Raw genomic sequence first — 23007 nt, forward strand, 5'->3', positions numbered from 1 at the left:
CGCCGCACGCACCCCCGGTCACCGCGCAGGCCCGGCCCGTACCCGGTCGGATGCCGCGCGGTGACGGGGCGTGGTGGCAGCATCGAGTTCCTGGGACCACACTCCCGGCACCACCCGCCCCGGACCATGACGACGAGGAGAACCGTGGCCGTACAGCTCGACCCCCAGCTGATGGAGATCCTGGCCTGCCCGTGCGACGCGCACGCCCCGCTCCGTCCGGGGACCGCGGGTGAGCCGGGTGCCGACGCGCTCACCTGCGAGTCCTGCGGGCGGTCCTTCCCGGTGACCGACGGGATCCCGGTGCTGCTGCTGGACGAGGCGCTCCCGGGTACCGGGCCGGCGAGGGACGACGGGTGAACGGCGTGCTCGACGACACCCTGCTGGCCGATCCGGACACGCTGGCCGCCCGGGACACCACCGGTGTCCTGCGTGCCGCCGCGACCGCCGGTGCACAGGTCCGTTCCACGGTGCACGCCTGCGCCGACGCGGGGCTGGACCGGCTGCGGGGGCACCGGCCACGGGCGCTGGTGTTCCTGCGCAGGCCCGGCATGTCCGGTGCGGTCGCCGACCTGGTGACGGCGCTGCTGGGGGACCGCTGCCCGGTCCCGGTGGTGCACGCCGACCTGGTGCCGGGCTGGATCGGGCCGCTGGACGTCGTCGTCGTCCACACCGCCGACGCGGTGGATCCCGAGCTGGCGGAGTCGGTCGCGGTCGCGGTGCGCCGCGGTGCCGAGGTCGTGCTGTCCGCCCCGGACGCCGGCCCGGTCGCCCAGGCCGGAGCGGGCCGGGCGCGGCTGGTCGAGCCGCGGATCCCGCTGCCCGAGGGGCTCGGTTTCGCACAGGCGCTCACCGCCGCTCTCGTCACCGTCTCCGAGCTGGAGCTGCTCGCGACGGCCCCGGATCTCGAGGCCCTCGCCGACACCCTCGACGCCGAGGCCGAACGCAACCACCCCGGCCACGAGCCGTTCGTGAACCCGGCCAAGTCCCTGGCCCTGCGCCTCGCCGACCGGACCCCGCTGCTGTGGGGTGTCGACGCCGCGGCCGCGGCCGTCGCCCGGCACGGCGCGTCCGCGCTGGCGACGCACGCGGGGGTCGTCGCGCACGCCGACGGGCTCGGCCAGGCCGGCACGCTCGCCGGGCTGCGGGTGGCCGTCGACGTGGGCGACCGCGGCGACGACATCTTCCGCGACCCGTTCGACGACCCGGCCCCCGCCGACGCCGCACCGCCGCCCCGGCTGGTCCTGCTGGGCACCGGCGAGGAGGACCCGCAGTTCGTCAGCCGGCGGGTCCTCGGCCGTGAGTGGCCGACCGCGGACCTCGCGCACCCCGTCGAGGAGGTACCGCGCGGTTCCCGCGACGCCGTGCTGCTGCGAGCCGGCGTGCTCGCGTTGCGTGCCGACCTCGCCGCCGTGTACCTGGGCCTGGCCACCCGCGCCTCGCTCACCGCCTGATATCCGCGCACCTGACACCGGGAGACCCGTGGAACTGCTGGAGAACCCGATCCGGACCTACGCCTGGGGGTCGCGGACGGTGATCGCCGACCTGCTCGGCGAGCCCGTTCCGTCACCGCACCCGCAGGCGGAGATGTGGCTGGGCGCGCACCCGGCGGCGCCGTCGACGGTGTCCGCCGCCGAGGGGCGGCGTCCGCTCACCGAGCTCATCGCCGAGGACCCGGCCGGCGCGCTCGGCACCGGCCGGGACCGCTGGGACGGCCGGCTTCCGTTCCTGCTGAAGGTCCTCGCCGCCGACGAGCCGCTGTCCCTGCAGGCGCACCCGAGCCTGAACCAGGCACGTGAGGGCTGGGCCCGGGAGAACGCGGCCGGGATCGCGGTGGACGCCCCGGACCGCAACTACCGCGACGCCAACCACAAGCCCGAGCTGATCTGTGCGCTCACCGACCTCGTCGCGCTCGTCGGGTTCCGCGAGCCGGCCGGCACCGTCGAGCTGCTCCGCGAGCTCGACGTGCCGGAGCTGGTGTCCTACACCGAACTGCTCGCGGGCGAGCCCGGCCCGGACGGCCTGCGTGCGCTGTTCACCACCTGGATCACGCTGCCGCAGTCGGTGCTGGACGGCCTGATCCCGGCCCTGCAGGGGGGCGCGGTCCGGTTGCTCGAGCGCGGCTCGCAGCGCTGGACCGGCGAGGCCAAGATGGTCCTCGACCTGTCCGAGCGCTACCCCGATGACGCGGGCGTGCTCGCGGCCCTGCTGCTCAACCGGATCAACCTGGCACCCGGTGACGCGCTCTACCTGCCGGCCGGGAACCTGCACGCGTACCTGTCCGGGGCCGGCATCGAGCTGATGGCGAACTCGGACAACGTGCTGCGCGGTGGGTTGACGCCGAAGCACGTCGACGTCCCGGAGCTGCTGCGGGTCCTGGACTTCGCCACCCCGCCGCCGCCCGTCCGGCGCCCGGCCGCGGAGCAGGCCGCCGACGGCTGGCACCGCTACGACGTGCCGGTCGAGGAGTTCCTGCTGCGGCGCGCCGACACCGACGGCCGGGACAAGCTGGACGTCCCCGGCACCGGCGCCCGGATCCTGCTGTGCACCTCGGGGAGCGCCGCGGTGGAGGCGCAGGGCACCACGGTGGAGCTGCCACGGGGCGGGGCCGTGTTCCTGGCCGCGGCCGACGCCGGCGCGGTGCTGACCACCGGCGACGACGGCGCCACGGTGTTCCTGGCGGGCGACGCGCTCTGAGACATCCCAGGCCGTCCCGTCGTCAAGATCGGTTGGTTGATTGCTCGTAGGTGCTGGTCGGCGGCCCGGCCCGTCGGGCGGGCTGGCTGCGCCTGCCCGTCAGGGCCTGCCCGTAGGGCTCGTGGAGGCTCACAGGTCCAGGACAGCCCGAAGGGCTGTCGCGTCAGCGACGCCGAAGGCGCCCTTTGAGGTGTGAGGGACGAGCCCGCACAATCCGGGCTGCCGAGCAGCGCCGGACCGGCGGCCGCGACCTCAAGCCGCCTGATGTGGACTTGGCGGTTGTGGTTCACGCCGCGTCAGCGGCGGCGGGTGGTGCCGGTTCGAGTCGGTGGCCCCAGGCGGTGGTCTCGTCGTAGAGCGACCCGCTCTTGAGGCAGCCGTGCAGGATCCCGACCAGCCGATTCGCTAGCTGGCGTAGCGCGGCCCGGTGTCCGAGCCCGCGAGCTCGCTGCAGGTCGTAGTAGGCCCGCGCCCCGGGCGAGCCGACCAACGCACCCTGGGCTTGCCGTCCGAGAGCGTCGACGAGTCGCTCGTTGTGCACGTAGCGGGCGTGCACCGACGTCTTCTTTCCGGACTGGCGGGTGATCGGGCTGGTCGCCGCGTAGTTCTTGCGCGAACTTGCGCTCGCGTAGCGGCCGGGATCGTCGCCGAACTCGGCCAGCACCCGCGCGGCCACGACTGGTCCGAGACCGGGCTGGCTACGGTAGATCGCCGCATCCGGGTGCCGCTCGAACTCAGCGCTCAGCTGCTGCTCCAGCGTGGTGATCTCACTGCTCAGGGCCGCAATGACGGCAGTCAGCGAGCGGGTCGCGGCGGCGAACCCGGCGGTGACCGGCTCGGAGCGGGTCAAGCACGGCCGACGCAGCGCGGCCGCTACCGCGGCAGCCTTGTCTTCGATCCCGCGCCGCCGGGCCCGGCGCATCGCCGCCCCGATCTGGGCGCGGGTCAACCGGGCCGCCGCGGCTGGGTCGGGTGCCTTGGCCAGCAGCTCGACCGTGTCGGCCCGGGTGAGATCGTCGAAGGCGTCCAGCGCGGCCGGGAAGTACTCCAGCAGCGTCTGGCGCAGCCGCAGCACCTGACGGGTGCGATCGCGGATCAGCCGCTGGTGCGCCCGGGACAAGACCTTGATCCCGGCTGCCCGCTCAGAGTCCCCGGCGATTGGACGCAACTGGTGGCCGTCGGTGCGGACCATGTCCGCCAGCGAGTGCGCGTCCGCGGCGTCGCTCTTGGCACCGGCGTTGGAGTGCCGCTCCCGATAGCGGGCGACCTGGCGCGGATTGATCGGGAACACCCGATACCCCGCCGCGACCAGCGCCTGCACCCACGGACCACGCTCGGTCTCGATCCCCACCCACACCCGAGCAGCCGCGTCGTCCTCGTCCTCGGGCTCGGTGCCGAGCTCGGGGTCGGTGTCCGGCAGGTGCGCGGCGATCAGCTCGTGCAGCCGGGCGACGCCGGCCAGGCCCTCCGGCAGCCGGGCCGCGGCCAGCCGCTTGCCGGACCCGTCCTGGACCTCCACGTCGTGGTGGTCCTCGGCCCAGTCGTCCCCCACGAACAGCACGTTGATGTCCCTCACCCTCACCGATCGACAACGGGAGTAGCCGCGAGAGGAACGCCGGCGGCCTAATGGATCAGTGCTCACGCCACGCCGTGGCGGGCACGCCATCCCATCAGCGGTCTCTGTCCTCCCGCCCACCGGCCGGGGCACGGTCTCAGAGAAGAGATCCCTCACGGGCCTCAGGCTCAACAAGTGCTCACCGGACCGGCGGCTACGGACGCCGACCCTCCCAACCAAGATCAGGTGGCGACGGCGGGCCCCCATTAGGCTCCTCGTCCCTCGAGTTGGCAGCCCGCGCGCCCTTCTCCACCATGGGACGCCCACCGAGACGAGGAGGCCGGCATGCGCATCGCGGTGCCGAAGGAGATCAAGGACAGCGAGTTCCGGGTCGCCCTGACCCCGGCCGGGGTGCACGAACTCGTCCGGCGCGGGCACCACGTCGTCGTCGAGCACGACGCGGGTGCCGGCTCGGCGATCTCCGACGCCGACTACAAGAGCGCGGGTGCCGAGATCCTCTCCGGTTCCGCTGAGGTCTGGGCATCCGCCGAGCTGCTGCTCAAGGTCAAGGAGCCGATCGGGCCCGAGTACGGCCTCCTGCGCGAGGACCTGACGCTGTTCACGTTCCTGCACCTGGCCGCGTCCCAGGAGTGCACCGACGCGCTGCTGTCGTCGGGCGTCACCTCGATCGCCTACGAGACGGTGCGCACCGCCGACGGCCGGCTGCCGTTGCTCGCACCGATGAGCGAGGTCGCGGGCCGGCTCGCGCCGCAGGCCGGTGCCTACCACCTGATGCGCTCGGCCGGCGGCCGCGGCGTGCTCATGGGCGGGGTGCCCGGTGCCCCGGGCGCCGACGTCGTCGTGCTGGGTGCCGGTGTCGCCGGCGCGAACGCGGTCGCCATCGCGGCGGGCATGCACGCCCGGGTCACCGTGCTGGACATCGACGTGGACAAGCTCCGGGCGATCGACGAGCGCTTCGCGGGCCGGGTCCGCACCGTGTACTCCACGCAGCTGGCCGTCGAGGAGGCCGTGACGAACGCCGACCTGGTCATCGGGGCCGTCCTGGTCCCGGGTGCCAAGGCCCCGACCCTGGTCCCGAACGACCTCGTCGCGCAGATGCGTTCCGGCGCCGTGCTCGTCGACGTCGCGATCGACCAGGGTGGCTGCTTCGCCGACTCGCGGCCCACCACGCACGCCGAGCCGACCTACCCCGTGCACGACACGGTCTTCTACTGCGTCGCGAACATGCCGGGCGCGGTGCCGCACACCTCGACCCGGGCGCTGACGAGCGCGACCCTGCCCTACGTGCTCGAGCTGGCCGACCGGGGCCGGCAGGCGGCGACCGATGCCGACCCGGCCCTCGCCGCAGGCCTGTCCACCCACCACGGCACGCTGCTGTCCGCGGAGGTCGCCGCGGCGCACGGTCTGGAGTCCGGCACGGAGTGATCCGTCCGGTCGATCAACGGCACCCGTTCGGCGCAATTCGGACATTTTCCCTGCGCAATCTTATTGTGATGTCAAATCTCTCCCCGGTCACGTGACGCTGGCCGCGCCGCAGTCGTAGCTTCACTGCCCATGACGGTCACGAGCCGTGGTGCCGGGTTGTTCCGCACCAAGACGGTCGAGCAAGCGATCAAGGACACCGAAGAACCGGATTTCCAGCTCAGAAAGGCCCTCGGGCCCGTCCAGCTCACGGTCATGGGCATCGGGGTGCTGATCGGGACGGGTGTCTTCGTGCTGGCGGGCGAGGCCGCCGCGCTCTACTCGGGCCCGGCGGTGTCGCTGTCGTTCCTGATCAGCGGCATCGTCTGCGCCCTGGCCGCGCTCTGCTACGCAGAGTTCGCATCGACCGTTCCGGTCGCGGGCAGCGCGTACACGTTCTCCTACGCCTCGATGGGCGAGTTCATCGCCTGGATGATCGGCTGGGACCTGATCCTGGAGTTCACGCTCGGCGCCGCGACCGTGGCGAAGGGCTGGAGCGGCTACTTCGACAGCGTCGCAGGCGGACTCGGGCTCGTGGTCCCGGAGGCGGTCTCCGGTGGCCCGGGCAGCGGCGGTGTCATCGACCTGCCCGCGGTGTTCGTCTCGCTGCTGATGATGGTCGTGCTGATCATCGGCATCCGGCTCAGTGCCTGGGTGAACGCCTCGATCACCACGCTGAAGCTGGTGATCGTCGCCGGCATCATCGGGATCGGCGTGTTCTACGTCAGCGGTGAGAACTGGTCGCCGTTCATCCCGCCGTCGCAGCCGGCCGACTACGAGAGCGCGGTCGGCGGCCAGCCGCTGCTGCTGCAGATCTTCGGCATCGACAGCGGGTTCGGGCTCACCGGCGTGTTCACCGGTGCGGCGATCGTGTTCTTCGCCTACCTGGGCTTCGACATCGTCGCGACCCTGTCCGAAGAGGTGAAGAACCCGCAGCGCACGATGCCGATCGGGATCCTGGCCTCGCTGGCGATCGCGACCGTCCTCTACATCATCGTGTCGCTGATCTACACCGGGATCCTGCCGTACGAGCAGCTCGGCGTGGAGGCTCCGGCGGCCGCCGCGATGGCCGCCACCGGCATCCCGGCGGCGGAGCTCATCATCTCGGCCGGCATCCTGATCGGCCTCACCGTCGTGATCATGACGCTGATGCTGGGCCAGACCCGGGTGGCGTTCGCGATGAGCCGCGACCACCTGCTGCCCCCGACCCTGGGCAAGGTCCACCCGAAGTTCCGCACGCCGTACAAGCTGACGATCATCACCGGTGTGGTGGCCGCCGGGCTGAGCGGCTTCCTGGAGCTGACCGAGCTCGCGAACCTGGTGAACATCGGCACGCTCGCCGCGTTCGTGCTCGTCTCGATCGGTGTCATCGTGCTGCGCCGGACCCGCCCGGACCTCAAGCGCACCTTCCGGGTGCCGCTGATGCCGGTGCTGCCGATCGTCTCGGCGATCCTGTGCTTCGCGGTGGCGCTGTTCCTGCCGGGCAGCACGTGGCTCCGGTTCATCGCCTGGATGATCCTGGGCACCGTCGTCTACTACTTCTACGGGCGCAAGCACAGCCGGCTGGTGACCGGCGAGAAGGCCTGACCCGCACCCTCCCACCGGCGACGACGGCGGCGGCCCGAAACCCGGGGCGCCGCCGTCGTGCTGTCCGGCCGGAGCCGAGAGGCAAGCCCGTGACCGGTCCGTGCCCCTATCGTGGTCGCATCAGTCCGATTCGGACTCCCACCACGGCCATGGAGGCACCTGTTGCCGACGATCCCGGTCAGCGACGTCGATCTGTACACCGACGAGGCACGCACCGACCCCTACGCGATCTACGCCGAGCTGCGCGACCTGGGACCGGTGGTGCACCTGTCCCGGCACGATCTCTACGCCCTGCCGCGCTACGACGAGGTGCGCGCCGCGCTGAGCGACTGGCGCACGTTCTCCTCCGCCCGCGGGGTGTTCGTCGATCCGGCGATGAACGCCCAGCTCGAAGGCATCACGCTGTGCAGCGACCCGCCCGAGCACACGGCGATGCGTTCGGTCCTGGGGCGCCCCCTGCGGGCGGACCGGATGCGCGAGATCACGCCGCGGATCGAGGCGGAGGCCGAACGCGTCGTCACCGAGCTCGTCGAGCGGGGCCGGTTCGAGGTCGTCACCGAGCTGGCCGAGCACCTGCCGATGACGGTCGTCTCCGATCTGGTCGGGCTCCCCGACCACGGCCGGGCGAAGATGCTCGAGTGGGCCGAGGCCATCTGGGACGTCCAGGGGCCTGCCGACGAACGGGCGGCGGCCGCGGGACCCGCGGTCGCGGAGTTCCTCGCGTTCGCCGAGCACGACGCCGTCCCCGGCGCGCTGCGTCCCGACGGCTGGGCCGCGCACCTCTACCAGGCCGCTGACCGGGGCGAGATCTCCCACGGGCAGTGCCCGGCGATGATGCTCGACTACGTGACGCCGAGCCTGGACACCACCATCCTCGCGATCGCGAACGCGGTGTGGCAGTTCGCCTCCCACCCGCAGCAGTGGGACCTGTTGCGGGCCGACCGCTCGTTGATCCCGCACGCGATCAACGAGTCGCTGCGGCGCGACACTCCGGTGCCGCAGTTCAGCCGGGTCCTCACCGAGGACCACGAGATCGGCGGATTCTCCTTGGCCGCGGGTTCACGGGTCGCGCTGCTCTACGGTTCGGCGAACCGCGACGAGCGGCACTACCCGGACCCGGACCGGTTCGACATCACCCGCCGGCCGTCCGACCACCTGGCGTTCGGGCGCGGTGAGCACGTGTGCGTCGGGATCCACCTGGCCCGGCTCGAGATGGGAACCCTGCTCGAGCGGCTCGCCGACCAGGTCGCCCGGTTCGACACGGTGACGTCCCGACCTCTGATCAACAACGGCCTGCGGGGCCTGGCGCATCTCGAGGTCACGGTCGAGCGGGCGGGTGACGGCTCCCGCGGCAGCGCGGCGTGATCAGGGCCTCGGCACGGAACGTCGGTGCGGGAGTCGCCGGATCCGGGTGTTCGCCGGCAACGCCGCCGGGGGCGCCCGAGTCGACGACTTTCGTGCCGGACGTTGCCTGATCGGGGCACTAGGCTCGCACCTCATGACCGATCCGCGCTCCGGCGAGCCGGAGGACCCCGCCGCCGCGGTGGTCTGCCTGGACGTCGGGTCCTGCTGGACGAAGGCGGTGCTGGTGCAGCCCGACGGCACCCCCGCGGGGTTCGCCGAGCACCCGACGACCCCGGACCTGCTGGCCGGGGTCGACGCCGCGGTCGCCGCGGTCGCGGCCTCGGTCGGCCGGCCCACGGGTGGTCCGGCCCCGGACGTGCTGGCCTGCTCGTCGGCGGGCGGACCGTTGCGTCTCGCGGTGGTGGGTGCGGAGCGGCTCACCGCGACCGAGGCGGCGTACCGGGTGTGCCGCTCGGCGGGGGCCCGGGTGGTCGGCGTGCACGCCGGACCGCTGACCGACGACGGATTGCGCGACCTGGCCGGACAACGGCCCGGCGTCGTCCTGCTGCTCGGTGGTTCCGACGGCGACGACCCCGCCGTCCTGCTGCACAACGCGCGCCGGCTGGCCCGCTCGGGCGGTGACCGGCCGGTCCTGCTCGCGGTCGACGACGATGCCCGCGACGCCGCGCTCGGGCTGCTGCGGGCGGGCGGGCGCACCGTGACGGCGTGTCCCAACGTGACACCGCGGGCCGGGGAGATCGTGCCCGGCCCGGTGCGGTCGGCCGTCGCCGAGCTCTACGCCCGCCAGGCCCTCGGGGCACACCCCGACGCCGGCCGGTTCGGCGAGCTCGCCCGCACCCGTACGCCGGTCGCGGTGGCCGCCGGGGCCGCGGCACTGGCCCGGTTGACCGGGTCCGGTGTGCTGGTGGTCGACGTCGGATCGGCGACGACCGACGTGCACTCGGCGAGCCCGGCCCGGGCCGGCGGCCCGGCCGTCGTGACCGTCGAAGGGGACCTCGGTGTCCGGGACGCCGCCGGCGGGGTCCTGATCGAGGCCCAGACCGAGGGGATCGTCGACCCGGTGGAGGCGGATCTGCTGGGGCCCGCGGTCGCGGCGCTCCAGGCGTCCGGACCCACCGTCCCCGTCGACCGCGGTGCGGCCGCGGAGGACCGGCGGCTCGCCGCGGTCGCGGCCGTGGTGGCGTTGCGCCGCCACCTTCGGCACACCGGCCGCCTCGACGGATCCGGGTGCGACGGTGAGATCGGTCTCGTCATCCTCACCGGCGGAGTCTTCCGGCAGCGGGACCCGGCCGGGCTCGCCGCCGTCGCCGGGACGGTGCGCCGCGACCCCGTGTTGATGAGCGCGCTCGCGCAGGTGGGCGTCCGGGTGGACAGCGAATCGGTGCTGGCACCGGCCGGCCTCCTCGCTGCGCACGGCCGGGACGAAGCCGCCCGTGCGCTGCTCGCCGAGCGCCTGCCGGGATGATCACGTCTGGTTGACACCCCCGGGTCCCCTGGGAACGATGGATGCCGCGAGAGAGCCGGGCGCCGAGAGGCGCTGCAGCGGCCGCGCACCCCGGGTGGGTGCGGGGCCGCCACGCTCGGGGCCCGGCCCGGCACGAACGAGAAAGGGCGCCTGTCTCCGACGAGGAGGGAGGCTGCCGTGATCCGTGCACGTGTCGCCCCCTTCTCCGCGGGGACCCCTTCCGCCCGAGTATCCCGGCCGGTCGTCCCGGCCGGACGGATCGATTCCGACCCGATCGCCCGAGGAGGCGCACCCACCCTATGACCGCATCCCAGACCACCGGTCACGCGAAGATGCAGAACGTCAACGGCATCGACTTCGCCATCGCCGACATCAACGGCCACGAGGCCGGTCGCAAGGACATCCGGCTGGCCGAGAACGAGATGCCGGGCCTGATGGACCTGCGCCGCGAGTACGCCGAGGCCAAGCCGCTGCACGGGGCCCGGATCGCGGGTTCGCTGCACATGACCACGCAGACCGCGGTCCTGATCGAGACCCTGGTCAGCCTGGGCGCACAGGTGCGCTGGGTCTCCTGCAACATCTTCTCCACCCAGGACGACTCGGCCGCCGCGACCGTCGTCGGCCCGGGCGGTACTCCCGAGAAGCCGCAGGGCGTCCCGGTCTTCGCCTGGAAGGGCGAGACGCTCGAGGAGTACTGGTGGTGCACCGAGCAGCTGTTCAAGTTCACCGACGAGGCGGGCAACATCGTCGGACCGAACATGATCCTCGACGACGGCGGTGACGCCACCCTGCTCGTGCACAAGGGCGTCGAGTTCGAGCAGACCGGCGTCGTGCCGACCGTCGACGACGACCTCACCGTCGCGGACGAGGAGCGGGTCGTCCTGGCCACGCTGCGCCGTAGCCTGACCGAGGACCCGAAGCGCTGGACCACGATCAACTCGGAGATCCGCGGCGTCACCGAGGAGACCACCACCGGCGTCAACCGCCTCTACCAGCTGGCCGAGCAGGGCAAGCTGCTGTTCCCGGCGATCAACGTCAACGACTCGGTCACCAAGTCGAAGTTCGACAACAAGTACGGCATCCGGCACTCGCTGCTGGACGGCCTGAACCGCGCCACCGACGTCCTGATCGGCGGCAAGGTCGCGGTCGTGGCCGGCTACGGCGACGTCGGCAAGGGCTGCGCCGAGGCGCTGGCCGGCCAGGGCGCGCGCGTCATCGTCTCCGAGGTGGACCCGATCTGCGCCCTGCAGGCGCTGCTCGAGGGCTTCCAGGTGGCGAAGGTCGAGGATGTCATCCACACCGCCGACGTGGTCGTCACCACGACCGGCAACAAGGACATCATCACCACCGAGCTGATGCAGAAGATGAAGCACCAGGCGATCCTGGCCAACGTCGGTCACTTCGACAACGAGATCGACATGGCCGGCCTGGGCCGCATCGCCGGTATCAACAAGATCAACATCAAGCCGCAGGTCGACGAGTGGATCTTCCCGGACGGGCACACCATCCTGGTGCTCTCCGAGGGCCGCCTGATGAACCTGGGCAATGCGACCGGCCACCCGTCGTTCGTGATGTCGAACTCCTTCGCGAACCAGACGATCGCGCAGATCGAGCTGTTCACCAAGCACGAGGAGTACAACAAGGACGTCTACCGGCTGCCGAAGCACCTCGACGAGAAGGTCGCCAAGGTGCACGTGCTGGCGCTGGGCGGGGAGCTGACCAAGCTCTCCAAGGACCAGGCCGAGTACATCGGCGTGGACGTCGAGGGCCCGTACAAGCCGGAGCACTACCGGTACTGAGCGCGTAGCTTGCGAAGCGCGCATCGGTACTGAGCGCGTAGCTTGCGAAGCGCGCATCGGTACTGAGCGCGTAGCTTGCGAAGCGCGCATCGGTACTGAGCGCGTAGCTTGCGAAGCGCGCATCGGTACTGAGCGCGTAGCTTGCGAAGCGCGCATCGGTACTGAGCGCGTAGCTTGCGAAGCGCGCATCGGTACTGAGCGCGTAGCTTGCGAAGCGCGCATCGGTACTGAGCGCGTAGCTTGCGAAGCGCGCATCGGTACTGAGTTACTGAGTTCTCCGCTCGACGGCGCGGCGGCTGCGGCCGCCGCGCCGTCGGCGCGTCCAGGGGGTTCGTCCGTGATCGACCGTGGTTCCGGGGACGGCTGGGTGCACTGCGCGCACGGTCACAAGCACTGGGGGCTGTTCGGCGCGGCCGGGTTGCTGGTCCGGCACCGCGCGGCGGAGGACCCGCCCGGGGTGGACCGGATCCTGCTGCAGCACCGGGCGGCATGGAGCCACCACGGCGGTACCTGGGGTATCCCCGGCGGCGCCCGCGATCCCGGCGAGTCCGCCCGGACGGCCGCGCTGCGCGAGGCGGCCGAGGAGAGCACGCTCGACACCGGCCCGGTCACCCCGCTCGACGAGTACGTCGACGACCACGGCGGGTGGACCTACACCACCGTCGTCGTCCGGGCGTCGGAGGCGCCGCCGATCGAGGTGCGCGGTGCGGAGAGCACGGAGCTGCGCTGGGTGCGTACCGACCACCTCGACCGGCTGGAGCTGCACCCCGGGTTCGCGACGACGTGGCCGTCGGTCCGGACGATCGGCGTGCCCGGGGCCTGACCTGATATGTAGGCCGGTTTGTCAAGTGGGCAGGGTGAGGCGGTGTCCGCGACCGTCGTCGTGGACACCGCCTCGGTTGCCGGACGGGTGTGGTGGTGGCGAGCGTGTCGGTGTCGACGCGTCGTCAGTCTGATATGCGCGGGTTGGTTACCGCAGGACGGTCTGTTCGGCTCGAGCGGTCCGCGGGTCTAGAGATCGAGCGTGGCCCCACCTCCGCTCCCCGGCGACGGGTTGGGGGAGTGGGCTGCTCATAGGTCAGTCGCGGGTCTGCTCGCAGGCGCTGCCGTCACCACCAGTGGGCTCATCCGGACATCTGTGGTCCTCGCCGGGGTGGTTACTCGTCGAGGACGGCCAGCGACCAGGACCAGCCGGCGAGCTCGCGGGCGATCGCGGTGTTGGCGACCACGGCGCGCTTTTGGCGGGTGTCGAAGCCGGCCCAGCGGGAGTGCAGGCGCCGGTTCGCCCGTTGGGCGCGATCCCGCGCGGCCGGGCTCGCCTGGTCCTGACGGCGACGCAGTCCGACCCCGGCCCGCAGCGGCTTACGGTGGTGCCAGGCGGCCTCGATCAGCAGGCGGCGGGCGTGTCCGTTGCCTGTCTTGGTGATCGCGCCCTGCGACCGCGACGCCCCGGAGGAGGACTCGGTGGGCACCAGGCCGAGGTAGGCGCCGATCGAACGCCCGGTCAGCCGGTGCCAGTCCCCGATCTCGACGGCGAGCCCGAACGCGGTCAACGTCGAGACCCCGCGCAGGCAGCCCAGCCGGGTTACCACCGGGGTGAACTCGCTACTCGCGGCCATCTCGGTGATCGCGGCGTCCAGGCGCTCGCGCCGCGTCAGCGTGGCCAGCAGGGTGTCGTAGGCGATGTCGAAGGCCAGCCCCAGACCCGGCGCGGTGAACACCTCATCCCGGCGGCGCTCGCGCAGCCACTGATCGTGGATCCCGGTCCAGGGCTTACCGCCGTAGTAGACGATCCCCTGGCGCAGCAACAACTTCGAGAGTCGGTGCCGGGCCGACATCAGGTCCCCGCGCACGTCCTCCCGCGCCCTCACCAGGTCCCGCGCAGCTTCCTGTTCCACGCTCGGCACGGCGACCGCGACGATCTCGTCGAGGTGCAGCAACCGGGCCAGATGCCGGGCATCACGCTGATCGGTCTTGACCCGGTCCCCGGACGGGCGTTGCAGCTTCGACGGCGCCGCGACCTGGCATTCGATCCCCGCCGCGGCCAGGGACCGGGCCAGCCCGAACCCGGTCGGCCCGGCCTCGTAGGTGACCGCCACCGGGCCTGGCAGCGACCGCACCCACGCGGCCACATCACCGTGATCCGGGGTCAACCGACGCTCGAACAGCTCCCCGGTCCGCCCGTCGAGCCCACACGCCACGACCGAGCGCGCGTGCACGTCCAACCCGACACTCGTACGATTCGCACTCACTGGGGCCTCCCACATCTGTGGCTCTACCGCCAGGACCCACTCCTGTCGGCAACCCACGTTCACATGCGGGAGGCCTCAGCCCAGGCCTCCATACCGTCTAGGGTCGTGATCGTGGGACGGCTGGTGGTCATCGAGGGTCTGGACGGCGCGGGGAAGCGCACCTTCGCCGGACGGCTGACGGCCGCCCTGCGGGATGCCGGGGCGTCGGTGACGGCGACGGCGTTCCCCCGCTACGACCAGGACGTGCACGCCGAGCTGGCCCGGGACGCGCTCTACGGGAGGCTGGGTGACCTGGCGTCGTCGGTGCACGCGATGGCCGTGCTGTTCGCGCTCGACCGCCGGGCGGCGGCGCCCGGGTTGCGGGAGTCCCTGACGTCGTACGACGTCGTGCTCGTCGACCGCTACGTCGCGTCGAACGCCGCCTACAACGCCGCCCGGCTCGGTCAGCAGGCCGACGGCGAGGTCGTCGGGTGGGTGCGCGAGCTGGAGATCGAGCGGTTCGGCGTCCCGGTTCCGGACCACCAGCTCCTGCTCGCCCCGCCACGCGAGGTCGCCGCCGAGCGCGCCCGCACCCGGGAGGCGACCGAGCCCGGCCGCGAGCGCGACGCCTACGAGAGCGACGGCGACCTGCAGGCGCGCACGGATGCCGTCTACCGGCAGCTCGCCGCGGCCGGCTGGCTGAGCCCGTGGATCGTCCTGGACGGGACCGGCCCGGACCCGCTGCTGGACCTCGTGGAGCAGCTCGTCGTCAGTCCGGGGTAAGCCGCACGGCGGGCCCGCGGGAGTGTGTTGTGCGACACACTTCCGTAGGTGTACCTGACGCAGGCGCTGCACCGCTCCGCCCAGCAGTTCGCCGACCGCCCGGCGACCGTGTGCGGGGAGCGGACGCACACGTTCGCCCGGACGGCCGAGCGGGTGGCCCGGCTCGCCGGCGGGCTGCGCGCGCTCGGTGTCGGTGAGGGCGACCGGGTCGCCTACCTGGGCCTGAACTCGGACCGGTTCCTGGAGTACTACCTCGCGACCTGGTGGGCGGGCGCGGTGGTGAACCCGGTGAACGTGCGGTGGGCCGCCGCCGAGATCGGGTTCTCGCTGGAGGACTCCGCCACGACCGTGCTCGTCGTCGACGACGCGTTCGCGCCGATGATCCCGGAGCTGCGCCGGTACGGGCTGCGGGTCGTGGTGCACGCCGGCGACGGGCCGATGACCGGTGTGGATGCGTCCTGGACGGAGCTGGCGCGCTCCGGCGATGCCGTCGAGGACCGGCGGCGGGGCGGCGACGAGCCGGCCGGTATCTGGTACACGGGCGGCACCACCGGGTTCCCCAAGGGCGTCGTGCTCAGCCACGCGAACCTGCTGGTCTCGGCCTACGGCCTGTCCTCGTGCGGCGTCTTCGGCGGCGACGAGCCGCCGCGCTACCTGCACGTGGCACCGATGTTCCATCTCGCCGACCTGGCGGGCTCGATCGGCGCGATGCTGGCCGGCGGCACGCACGTGATGGTCCCGTCGTTCGCGCCGGTACCGGTGATGGACGCCGTCGCGACGCACGGCGTGACCCACACCGTCCTCATCCCGATCATGATCCAGGCGCTCGCCGACCATCCCGAGCGCGCCGGCTACGACCTCTCCACGCTGCGCCGGGTCGTCTACGGCGGATCCCCGATCGCCCAGGCGGTGCTGGAGCGGGCCCGCACGGCACTGCCGTCGGCGGAGTTCCTGCAGGCATACGGGCAGACCGAGCTCTCACCGGTGGCGACCGTCCTCGGTTGCGCCGAGCACGACGACCCGGCCCGGCGGTACCTGTTGCGGACCGGGGGGCGGGCGGCGCCGCACGCCGAGGTCCGGATCGTCGACGAGTCCGGTGAGGAGGTGTCGCGCGGGAGCATCGGCGAGATCGTCTGCCGGGGCGGGCACGTGATGCTCGGCTACTGGGAGCGCCCCGAGGAGACCGCGGCGGCACTGCGGGACGGGTGGATGCACACCGGCGACGTCGGCCGGATGGACCCCGAGGGCTACGTCGAGGTACTCGACCGGCTCAAGGACATGATCATCACGGGTGGGGAGAACGTGTACTCGACCGAGGTGGAGAACGCGGTGGCGACCCATCCCGCCGTGGCCACCTGCGCGGTCGTCGGTCTCCCGGACGAGACGTGGGGCGAGCGGGTGCACGCGGTCGTCGTGCTCCGGGACGGGGTGCCTTCGACCGACGACACGGTGGCGCAGATCCGCGAGCACGTGCGGGGGCTGGTGGCCGGGTACAAGACGCCGCGCACCGTGGAGTTCACCGACGCGCTGCCGGCCACACCGACCGGGAAGGTGCTCAAGCGGGAGCTGCGGGCGCGGGCCGTCGACCCGGCACGGTCGGGCTCGTCGGAGCAACCCGCCACGGCCTGACCCGGGGCGGATCCCGGTCCCGCCGCCCTCGCACGCCCTCCCCGGACGGTCGTCGAGGGCGGGGTGGGATATTGGGCCGTATGAAGTCGCGCGTGCTGGTGGTCGACGACGACCCGGCCCTGGCCGAGATGCTCACCATCGTGCTGCGGGGCGAGGGGTTCGAGACCGCGGTCGTGTCCGACGGGACCCGGGCGCTGCCCGCCGTCCGGGACACCCAGCCGGACGTGGTGCTGCTCGACCTGATGCTGCCCGGGATGAACGGCATCGACGTGTGCCGGGCGATCCGGGCGGAGTCCGGTGTCCCGATCGTCATGCTCACCGCGAAGAGCGACACGGTGGACGTGGTGCTGGGGCTGGAGTCGGGGGCCGACGACTACGTCGTCAAGCCGTTCAAGCCGAAGGAGCTCGTCGCCCGGATCCGGGCCAGGGTGCGGCGCAACGATGCCGAGCCCGCCGAACAGCTGTCGATCGGTGAGATCGACATCGACGTCCCGGCCCACCAGGTGACCCGGGGCGGTAGTCCGATCGCGCTCACCCCGCTCGAGTTCGACCTGCTGGTCGCGCTCGCCCGCAAGCCGCGCCAGGTGTTCACCCGCGAGGTCCTGCTCGAGCAGGTCTGGGGCTACCGGCACGCCGCCGACACCCGCCTGGTCAACGTGCACGTCCAGCGGCTGCGGTCCAAGGTGGAGCGTGACCCGGAGCGCCCCGAGGTGGTCCTGACCGTCCGCGGGGTGGGGTACAAGGCCGGGCCGCCGTGATGGGCGTCGGTCGGTGAGACGGCTCGGACTGCGCCGTCGGCTCGCCCGGCTGCCCGGGATGCGCCGGCTCGCCCGTGCGCTGGCCCCGCTGCGCGCCCAGGCGCACGAGCTCGGTGCCCTCGTCGCGGCGTCGTGGCGGCGGTCGCTGCAGCTGCGGGTCGTCGTGTCGACGCTCGCGCTGTCGTCGGCCGTCGTGCTCGTGCTGGGCCTGGTGCTGCAGAGCGAGATCGCCGAGCGGCTGCTCCAGAGCAAGATCAACGGTGCCCTGGTGCAGGCCGACGCCAACCGGGTGCTGCTGGAGGGCGAGCTCTCCGGGATCGACCCGGACCGGGAGGGCGCGCAGGACACCCTGGACGCGGCGTTGCAGCGGCTGACCAACACCGGCGAGTCCGGCCCCGGCACCTCGACGGCCGGCGAGTTCCGTGCGGCCCTCACCACGGGCGCCGGCAACGGGCCGGAGATCACCTCCGGCGACGTCGGCCAGGTGACCGCCGAGCAGCGCACCACCGTCGCCGAGGGCGCGATCAGCAGGCAGTTCACCACCGTCGAGGGCGTGCCCACGCTGGTGATCGGGCAGCCGGTCTCCACCGCCGGGCGTGACCTGCAGTTCTATCTGCTGTTCCCGCTGGAGGGGGAGCGCCTCACGCTGAACCTCGTGCAGAGCACGCTGATCGTCGGCGGGCTCGTGCTGCTCGTGCTGATCGCCGCGATCGCGAGTCTGGTGACGAGGCAGGTGGTGCGGCCGATCCGGCAGGCCGCCGAGGTGGCGGAACGCTTCGCGGGCGGGCATCTCGACGAACGGATGGCGGCCCGCGGTGAGGACGAGGTGGCCCGGCTCGCGGAGTCGTACAACGAGATGGCGGGCAGCCTCGCGGCACAGATCGCGCAGCTGGAGGAGTTCGGCGCGCTGCAGCGCCGGTTCACCTCCGACGTCAGCCACGAGCTCCGCACACCGCTGACCACCGTCCGGATGGCCGCCGACGTGCTGTACGCCTCGCGCGACGAGCTGCTGCCCGCCCTGCGCCGCAGCTCCGAGCTGCTGGTCACCGAGCTGGACCGGTTCGAGGCACTGCTGGCCGACCTGCTGGAGATCTCCCGGCTGGACGCCGGTGTCGCGGAGCTGGGTGCCGAGCGGATCGACCTGTCCGCGGTGGTCCGGCACGCGCTGGACACGGTCCGCGGCCTGGCTGCCGACGCCGGCACCGAGCTGGTGCTGGACCTGCCCGCGGGCGAGCAGGTCGAGGCCGATCCGCGCCGGGTCGAGCGGATCGTGCGGAACCTGGTGGCGAACGCGGTCGACCACGGTGAGGGGCGTCCGGTGGAGGTGACGATGGCCGGCGATCCCGCGTCGGTGGCGGTGCTCGTGCGCGATCACGGCGTCGGGCTCCGGCCCGGCGAGGCCGATCTGGTGTTCAACCGGTTCTGGCGGGCCGAGGAGTCCCGGGCGCGGCGCAGCGGTGGCACCGGGCTCGGGCTGTCGATCAGCATCGAGGACGCCCGGCTGCACGGCGGCTGGCTGCAGGCCTGGGGTGAGCCCGGCAAGGGATCGGCCTTCCGGCTGACCCTGCCGCGACAGGTCGGCGGGCACATCTCCGCCTCACCGCTCCCGCTCGGCCCGCCCTCGGGCGACGACGACGCGGAGGCCAGGCACGACGGCCGCCCCGGCAGCTCGGTGCCGACACCACCGCGCGGGATCACGACCCGGCGCGACGACTCCCGCGGTGCGCGCGACGAGCCGAGGCTCTCCCGGGAGGATCCCTGGCAGCTCCGCGGGGACGATCCCGCGCCGCTGCTGCCCGCGGAGCGGGCCATCACCGACCCGGGCGGTGACCGGTGACCGGGCCGCGCCGCCGGGGAGCGGCACTCGGGCTGCTCGCGTGCCTCGCCGTACTGGCCGGGTGCGCGACCGTGCCCGAGCAGTCGTCGGTGCAGGTGCTGCGCCAGACCAGGGACAACGGCGCCGCCGTGCCCGACGGCCCGATCGAGGACGGCGACCCGCTCGGCCTGGTCCGCGGATTCGTCTACGCCTCCGGCCGGCCGGACGACCGGCACGCCGCGGCCCGCCGCTACCTCGCGTCCACCGCGTCCGGCTGGGACGACGGCGCCTCGCTGACCGTGCTCTCCGAACGGTTCGACACCGTCTTCGCCCCGCACAGCGCCGAGGCCGGCCCGGATCGCGCGGTCGTGCGCATGCGCGGCACCCGGCTCGGGACGGTCAGCCCGGCGGGGGCGTTCGAGACCGCACCCCGGCCGGTGGAGGTCGACATCGGTGTGGTCCGGCAGGGCGACCACTGGCGGATCGAGCAGCTCCCGCCCGGGGCGATGGTGCGGCTCTCGGACTTCCGGGCCAGCTACCGCTCGTTGCGTGCCTGGTTCGTCGATCCGCAGCGTGGCTCGCTGATCGCCGACACCCACTACATCTCCAGCACCCGGTCGGCCCAGCTCGCCGCCCGTGCGACCGAGGTGCTGCTGCACGGGCCCTCGGCCGGACTGGCCGGGGCGGCGGTGACGCTCTTCCCGGCGACCGCGCGGCTGCGCTCGGCGGTCACCGAGTCCGCGGACGGTGCGGTGGTCGTCGACCTGACCGGCGTCTCCGGGCTCTCCGAGCGGGACCGGCGGCTGCTCGCCGCCCAGGTCACCCTGACACTGGCCGAGGTCAGTGTGCACCGGGTCCGGCTGCTGTCGGACGGCGAACCGCTGCTGGCCGACCGGCCCGAGGTCACCCGCGACGACTTCGCGGGGCTGGTCGCGGCGCCGGACAAGTTGCCGGCCCATCCGCTCATGGTCGACGGCGGACGGGTCCACCGGATCGGCGCCGACGGGCGGGACGCCCCCGTCGCGGGCCAGGCGGGGAACGGCTCCTTCGACGTCGTCGACGCGGCGGCGTCCTCGCACGGCGACCGGCTCGCGGTGGTCTCCCGGGAGGAGACCGGCACCCAGCGGTTGCTGACCGGCCCGGCCGACGGCAGCCTCACCGCGACCCCGGTGTCGGGGGCCGTCGTGACCGCGCTGAGCTGGAACGCGGCCGGCGACGAGATCTGGGCCGTCGCCGACGGCCGGCTGCGCCGGGTGTCGGTCCCCGTCGGTGGACCGCCGGCCGAGGCCCCGGTGGATGCGAGCAGGCTCGACGGCTTCGGGGAGATCGCCGATGTGGCGTTCTCCCGCGAGGGCGGACGGGTCGCCGTCGTCGCCGGCGGGCGTGCCCTGGTCGGTCCGGTCGTCCCCGGCCCGGACGGCGGGGTGGCGATCGGTGCGTTGCGTGAGCTGCGGCCCGGCGAGCTGCAGGACGTCGTCGCCGTCGACTGGCGTTCGAGCGAGCAGCTCGTGGTGGCGGCGAACTCCGAACGCCCGGTCTCGCTCGTATCGGTCGACGGACTGACGCTGGACCATCTGCCCGGCACCAACCTCACCTCCCCGTTGCGTGCGGTGGCCGCCGCCTCCGGCCGGCCGATCTACGTGTCCGACCGCACCGGCCTCTGGAGCTACTCCGGCGGAGACCTGGACGCGTGGCGGCAGACGGTGGGATCCACCACCGCCGCGCGGCCGTTCTACCCGGGCTGAGCCGGTCGCCGCTCCTGCGGCGACGGTGCTCGGGCACCCGGCCCCGCTGCTCCATCATGCGGTCCCGGACCGCCACGGAGCGGGTGTTCGCCGGGGCTGTGGACGGATTCCCCACTTGTGGACAACTCGGGCCCCGGGCCGCTCGACGGCCGGATGGTCCCGGCACCGGGCGGCATCCTGGCGCCATGACACCGACCCGTGGCCCGACACCGTTCGCGGCACTGCTGGACCTGCTGCTGCCGCGAACGTGCGGCGGATGCGGGGCCGGCCCGCCCGGCAGCGGCGGCTGGTGCCCGGCCTGTGCGGAGGACACGGCGGGGCCGTTCGCGGTCCGGGTGCCGGGCGCGGGCCGGGTCGTGGTGGCCGGCCGGTACCGGGGCCCGTTGCGCCGGGCGGTGCTGGCGTACAAGGAACGCGGCCGCCGGGACCTCGCGCCCGACCTGGCGGCCCTGCTCGTGCCCGCGGTGGCGGCGGCTCTGCCGGCCGGTCGTCCGCCGGCCGCGGATCCCGGCCTCGTCCGGCTGGTACCCGCCCCGTCCCGCCCGGGAGCCGCGCGGACCCGCGGTGGTGACCACGTGCTGCGGCTGTGCCGGGCGCTGGAGGCACGGCTCGCCACCGCCGGGCTACCGGCGCGGACCCTGCCGGTGCTCGTCCTGGACCGGCGCGCGCGGGACTCGGTCGGCCTGGACGCGGCGGGGCGCGCCGAGAACCTGGCAGCGGCTCTGCGTCCCGCCGCCGCGGCGGCGGGACGCAGAGCCGGAACCGGTGGACCCTGGCACGGCACGGGCCCGCCGGCGGCGGTCCCGGTGCCCGCGCGACCGCCGCCGTGGGAGCCCGTGGTGCTGGTCGACGACGTCGTGACCACCGGAGCCACGCTCCGGGCCTGCCGTGAGGCGCTGGAGTGCCTGGGGCTCGGTCCGGCGGCATCGGTGCTGCTGGCGGACGCGACGTCACCCACACGAGTGTGACCGCTGCCACATTCTGCGTCTCCACGGGCGCCGCGGTGCCCGTCGGGGTGTCCCTCCGGTGTGGACCCGGGCGGCACGTTTCCCCGGTGAGCGCCGGAAGTGACGGGCGAGTGTCACCCGGCGTGCCGCGCGCCGGTGGCCGCACAGTGCGTGACGAGCCAGGATGTCCCCCGAGCGGGTCGGCGAACGACCTGTCGAGCACGCGGATTTACCGATAACGTCCGGTGAACTCCGACCGCTACCACACAGGAGGAACGACCGATAGCCCACCCCCGGGGCCGTCGTCGCGTCTCGGGTTCAGTACCACCGAAGCGAGGGATGTCCGAGTGGAGATCGTCGTCACCGGCCGGAACGTCGAGGTGCCTGATCACTTCCGTGGTCTGGTCGAGGAGAAGCTCACGCGTCTGGAGCGCCACGACCACAAGATCGTCGGAATGGAGGTGGAACTCTTCCACGAGCCGAACCGCCGACAGCAGAAGTCCTGCCAGCGGGTGGAGATCACCGGCCGCGGCGGCTGTGGTGCCGTCGCCCGGGCAGAGGCCTCGGCGGCCGACTTCTACGCCGCCCTGGACATGGCCGTCGGCAAGCTCGCCGAGCGGCTACGCCGCTCCCACGACCGTCGCAAGCCCAGTCGCCGCGACCGCGTGCAGGCCTCCCGGCTCGCCGCCGACGCGTCGGCCGTCGCCCTGATGGAGCAGGCCCCGCCGGACACCGACACCATTCCCGAGCCCCGCTCGCACGACGAGTCGTTGCCCGACGCGGAGCTCGCCGCGCTCGAGGAACAGTGGGAGGCAGATTCCCTGCCCGGCCGCATCGTCCGCGAGAAGATGCACGCCGCCTCCCCGATGACGGTGGACGAGGCGTTGTCCCGGATGGAGCTGGTCGGGCACGACTTCTATCTGTTCTCCTGCAGCGACACCGGTCTCCCATCGGTCGTGTACCGGCGCCGCGGGTACGACTACGGAGTGATCCGGCTCGGCGCGTGACCGTCCGGCGCGGGTGCATCACCGCCCACGGTGGTGCACCCGCGCCCGGCGGTGCCGGCCGCGTGCCGGACCGGTGTACCGCGGCACCACTTGTCGAGCGTCGCCCAAGCGGCGCGGGACCGGTCGCGCCGGGCCCGTACCATG

The 23007-nt window shown here is 73.0% G+C and carries 18 protein-coding genes; 16 read left to right on the forward strand and 2 right to left on the reverse strand.

All coding sequences use genetic code 11. The features are described from left to right. Window positions 1-144: 144 nt before the first annotated feature. From JOF36_RS08475 to manA, 3 genes are read left to right on the forward strand one after another with little or no spacing between them, the layout of a single operon-like run. Entirely contained in the window at window positions 145-357 is a 213-nt protein-coding gene (locus tag JOF36_RS08475) for a Trm112 family protein (protein ID WP_210025964.1), read from the forward strand. After that, on the forward strand, window positions 354-1451 hold the full coding sequence (locus JOF36_RS08480; RefSeq protein ID WP_210025965.1) for an SIS domain-containing protein: 1098 nt from the start codon (window positions 354-356) through the stop codon (window positions 1449-1451). Before JOF36_RS08475 ends, JOF36_RS08480 begins: the two co-directional genes overlap by 4 nt. Before the next feature lie 28 nt (window positions 1452-1479). Next, window positions 1480-2694 carry a mannose-6-phosphate isomerase, class I gene (gene manA, locus JOF36_RS08485; RefSeq protein ID WP_210025967.1) on the forward strand — a complete coding sequence of 405 codons (1215 nt, stop codon included), beginning with the start codon at window positions 1480-1482 and terminating at the stop codon, window positions 2692-2694. Between the two features lie 286 nt (window positions 2695-2980). On the opposite strand, the gene JOF36_RS08490 is transcribed toward manA, so the two are convergent. Next, window positions 2981-4255: an IS110 family RNA-guided transposase gene (locus tag JOF36_RS08490; RefSeq protein WP_210035274.1), complete on the reverse strand. Its 1275-nt coding sequence runs from the start codon at window positions 4253-4255 to the stop codon at window positions 2981-2983. Window positions 4256-4594: 339 nt separating this feature from the next. On the opposite strand from JOF36_RS08490, the gene ald reads away from it, so the two are divergent. The 6 genes from ald (at window position 4595) to JOF36_RS08520 (ending at window position 12770) form a co-directional block, all read left to right on the forward strand. Next, a complete protein-coding gene (gene ald / locus JOF36_RS08495) occupies window positions 4595-5695 on the forward strand; it encodes an alanine dehydrogenase (protein WP_210025969.1) in 1101 nt (366 codons plus the stop codon). 129 nt (window positions 5696-5824) lie between these two features. Then, window positions 5825-7318, forward strand: a complete 1494-nt coding sequence (locus tag JOF36_RS08500) for an amino acid permease (RefSeq protein WP_210025971.1) — start codon at window positions 5825-5827, stop codon at window positions 7316-7318. A gap of 162 nt (window positions 7319-7480) precedes the next feature. Further along, window positions 7481-8683 carry a cytochrome P450 gene (locus JOF36_RS08505; protein ID WP_245350728.1) on the forward strand — a complete coding sequence of 401 codons (1203 nt, stop codon included), beginning with the start codon at window positions 7481-7483 and terminating at the stop codon, window positions 8681-8683. Between the two features lie 133 nt (window positions 8684-8816). Continuing rightward, the gene (locus tag JOF36_RS08510; RefSeq protein ID WP_210025973.1) at window positions 8817-10148 is read left to right on the forward strand and encodes a glutamate mutase L; all 1332 of its coding nucleotides are present in this window, start codon (window positions 8817-8819) and stop codon (window positions 10146-10148) included. A gap of 299 nt (window positions 10149-10447) precedes the next feature. Beyond that, complete coding sequence (ahcY, locus tag JOF36_RS08515) at window positions 10448-11947, forward strand: adenosylhomocysteinase (protein ID WP_210025975.1); 1500 nt, start codon at window positions 10448-10450, stop codon at window positions 11945-11947. Between the two features lie 337 nt (window positions 11948-12284). Next, window positions 12285-12770 carry an NUDIX hydrolase gene (locus JOF36_RS08520; RefSeq protein WP_210025977.1) on the forward strand — a complete coding sequence of 162 codons (486 nt, stop codon included), beginning with the start codon at window positions 12285-12287 and terminating at the stop codon, window positions 12768-12770. Window positions 12771-13104: 334 nt separating this feature from the next. On the opposite strand, the gene JOF36_RS08525 is transcribed toward JOF36_RS08520, so the two are convergent. After that, window positions 13105-14199: an IS110 family RNA-guided transposase gene (locus tag JOF36_RS08525; RefSeq protein ID WP_307862211.1), complete on the reverse strand. Its 1095-nt coding sequence runs from the start codon at window positions 14197-14199 to the stop codon at window positions 13105-13107. Window positions 14200-14310: 111 nt separating this feature from the next. Between JOF36_RS08525 and JOF36_RS08530 the strand changes: the two genes are divergently transcribed. The 7 genes from JOF36_RS08530 (at window position 14311) to hpf (ending at window position 22863) form a co-directional block, all read left to right on the forward strand. After that, window positions 14311-14961 carry a dTMP kinase gene (locus JOF36_RS08530; RefSeq protein WP_210035281.1) on the forward strand — a complete coding sequence of 217 codons (651 nt, stop codon included), beginning with the start codon at window positions 14311-14313 and terminating at the stop codon, window positions 14959-14961. Between the two features lie 48 nt (window positions 14962-15009). Continuing rightward, window positions 15010-16590, forward strand: coding sequence for an acyl-CoA synthetase (locus JOF36_RS08535; RefSeq protein ID WP_210025979.1), 1581 nt, complete (start codon window positions 15010-15012; stop codon window positions 16588-16590). An 80-nt stretch (window positions 16591-16670) separates the two neighbouring features. Further along, window positions 16671-17348 (forward strand): MtrAB system response regulator MtrA, encoded by a 678-nt coding sequence (gene mtrA, locus JOF36_RS08540; RefSeq protein WP_210025980.1) that lies wholly within the window; start codon window positions 16671-16673, stop codon window positions 17346-17348. Window positions 17349-17406: 58 nt separating this feature from the next. Beyond that, window positions 17407-19185, forward strand: a complete 1779-nt coding sequence (mtrB, locus tag JOF36_RS08545) for an MtrAB system histidine kinase MtrB (protein ID WP_245351604.1) — start codon at window positions 17407-17409, stop codon at window positions 19183-19185. Beyond that, complete coding sequence (locus JOF36_RS08550) at window positions 19182-20909, forward strand: LpqB family beta-propeller domain-containing protein (protein WP_210025984.1); 1728 nt, start codon at window positions 19182-19184, stop codon at window positions 20907-20909. Before mtrB ends, JOF36_RS08550 begins: the two co-directional genes overlap by 4 nt. A 185-nt stretch (window positions 20910-21094) precedes the next feature. Continuing rightward, a complete protein-coding gene (locus tag JOF36_RS08555; protein WP_210025987.1) occupies window positions 21095-21877 on the forward strand; it encodes a ComF family protein in 783 nt (260 codons plus the stop codon). Window positions 21878-22203: 326 nt separating this feature from the next. Continuing rightward, window positions 22204-22863 (forward strand): ribosome hibernation-promoting factor, HPF/YfiA family, encoded by a 660-nt coding sequence (gene hpf / locus JOF36_RS08560; RefSeq protein WP_210025989.1) that lies wholly within the window; start codon window positions 22204-22206, stop codon window positions 22861-22863. Window positions 22864-23007: the final 144 nt, after the last annotated feature.

It is taken from the genome of Pseudonocardia parietis (assembly GCF_017876315.1).
GTDB classification, from domain to species: Bacteria; Actinomycetota; Actinomycetes; order Mycobacteriales; family Pseudonocardiaceae; genus Pseudonocardia; species Pseudonocardia parietis.

Coding starts and splice junctions, on each gene's coding strand:
- JOF36_RS08555 (WP_210025987.1), top strand. CDS start 21,095: ATGACACCGACCCGTGGCCCGACACCGTTCGCGGCACTGCTGGACCTG.
- JOF36_RS08510 (WP_210025973.1), top strand. CDS start 8,817: ATGACCGATCCGCGCTCCGGCGAGCCGGAGGACCCCGCCGCCGCGGTG.
- mtrA (WP_210025980.1), top strand. CDS start 16,671: ATGAAGTCGCGCGTGCTGGTGGTCGACGACGACCCGGCCCTGGCCGAG.
- ahcY (WP_210025975.1), top strand. CDS start 10,448: ATGACCGCATCCCAGACCACCGGTCACGCGAAGATGCAGAACGTCAAC.
- ald (WP_210025969.1), top strand. CDS start 4,595: ATGCGCATCGCGGTGCCGAAGGAGATCAAGGACAGCGAGTTCCGGGTC.
- mtrB (WP_245351604.1), top strand. CDS start 17,407: ATGCGCCGGCTCGCCCGTGCGCTGGCCCCGCTGCGCGCCCAGGCGCAC.
- JOF36_RS08500 (WP_210025971.1), top strand. CDS start 5,825: ATGACGGTCACGAGCCGTGGTGCCGGGTTGTTCCGCACCAAGACGGTC.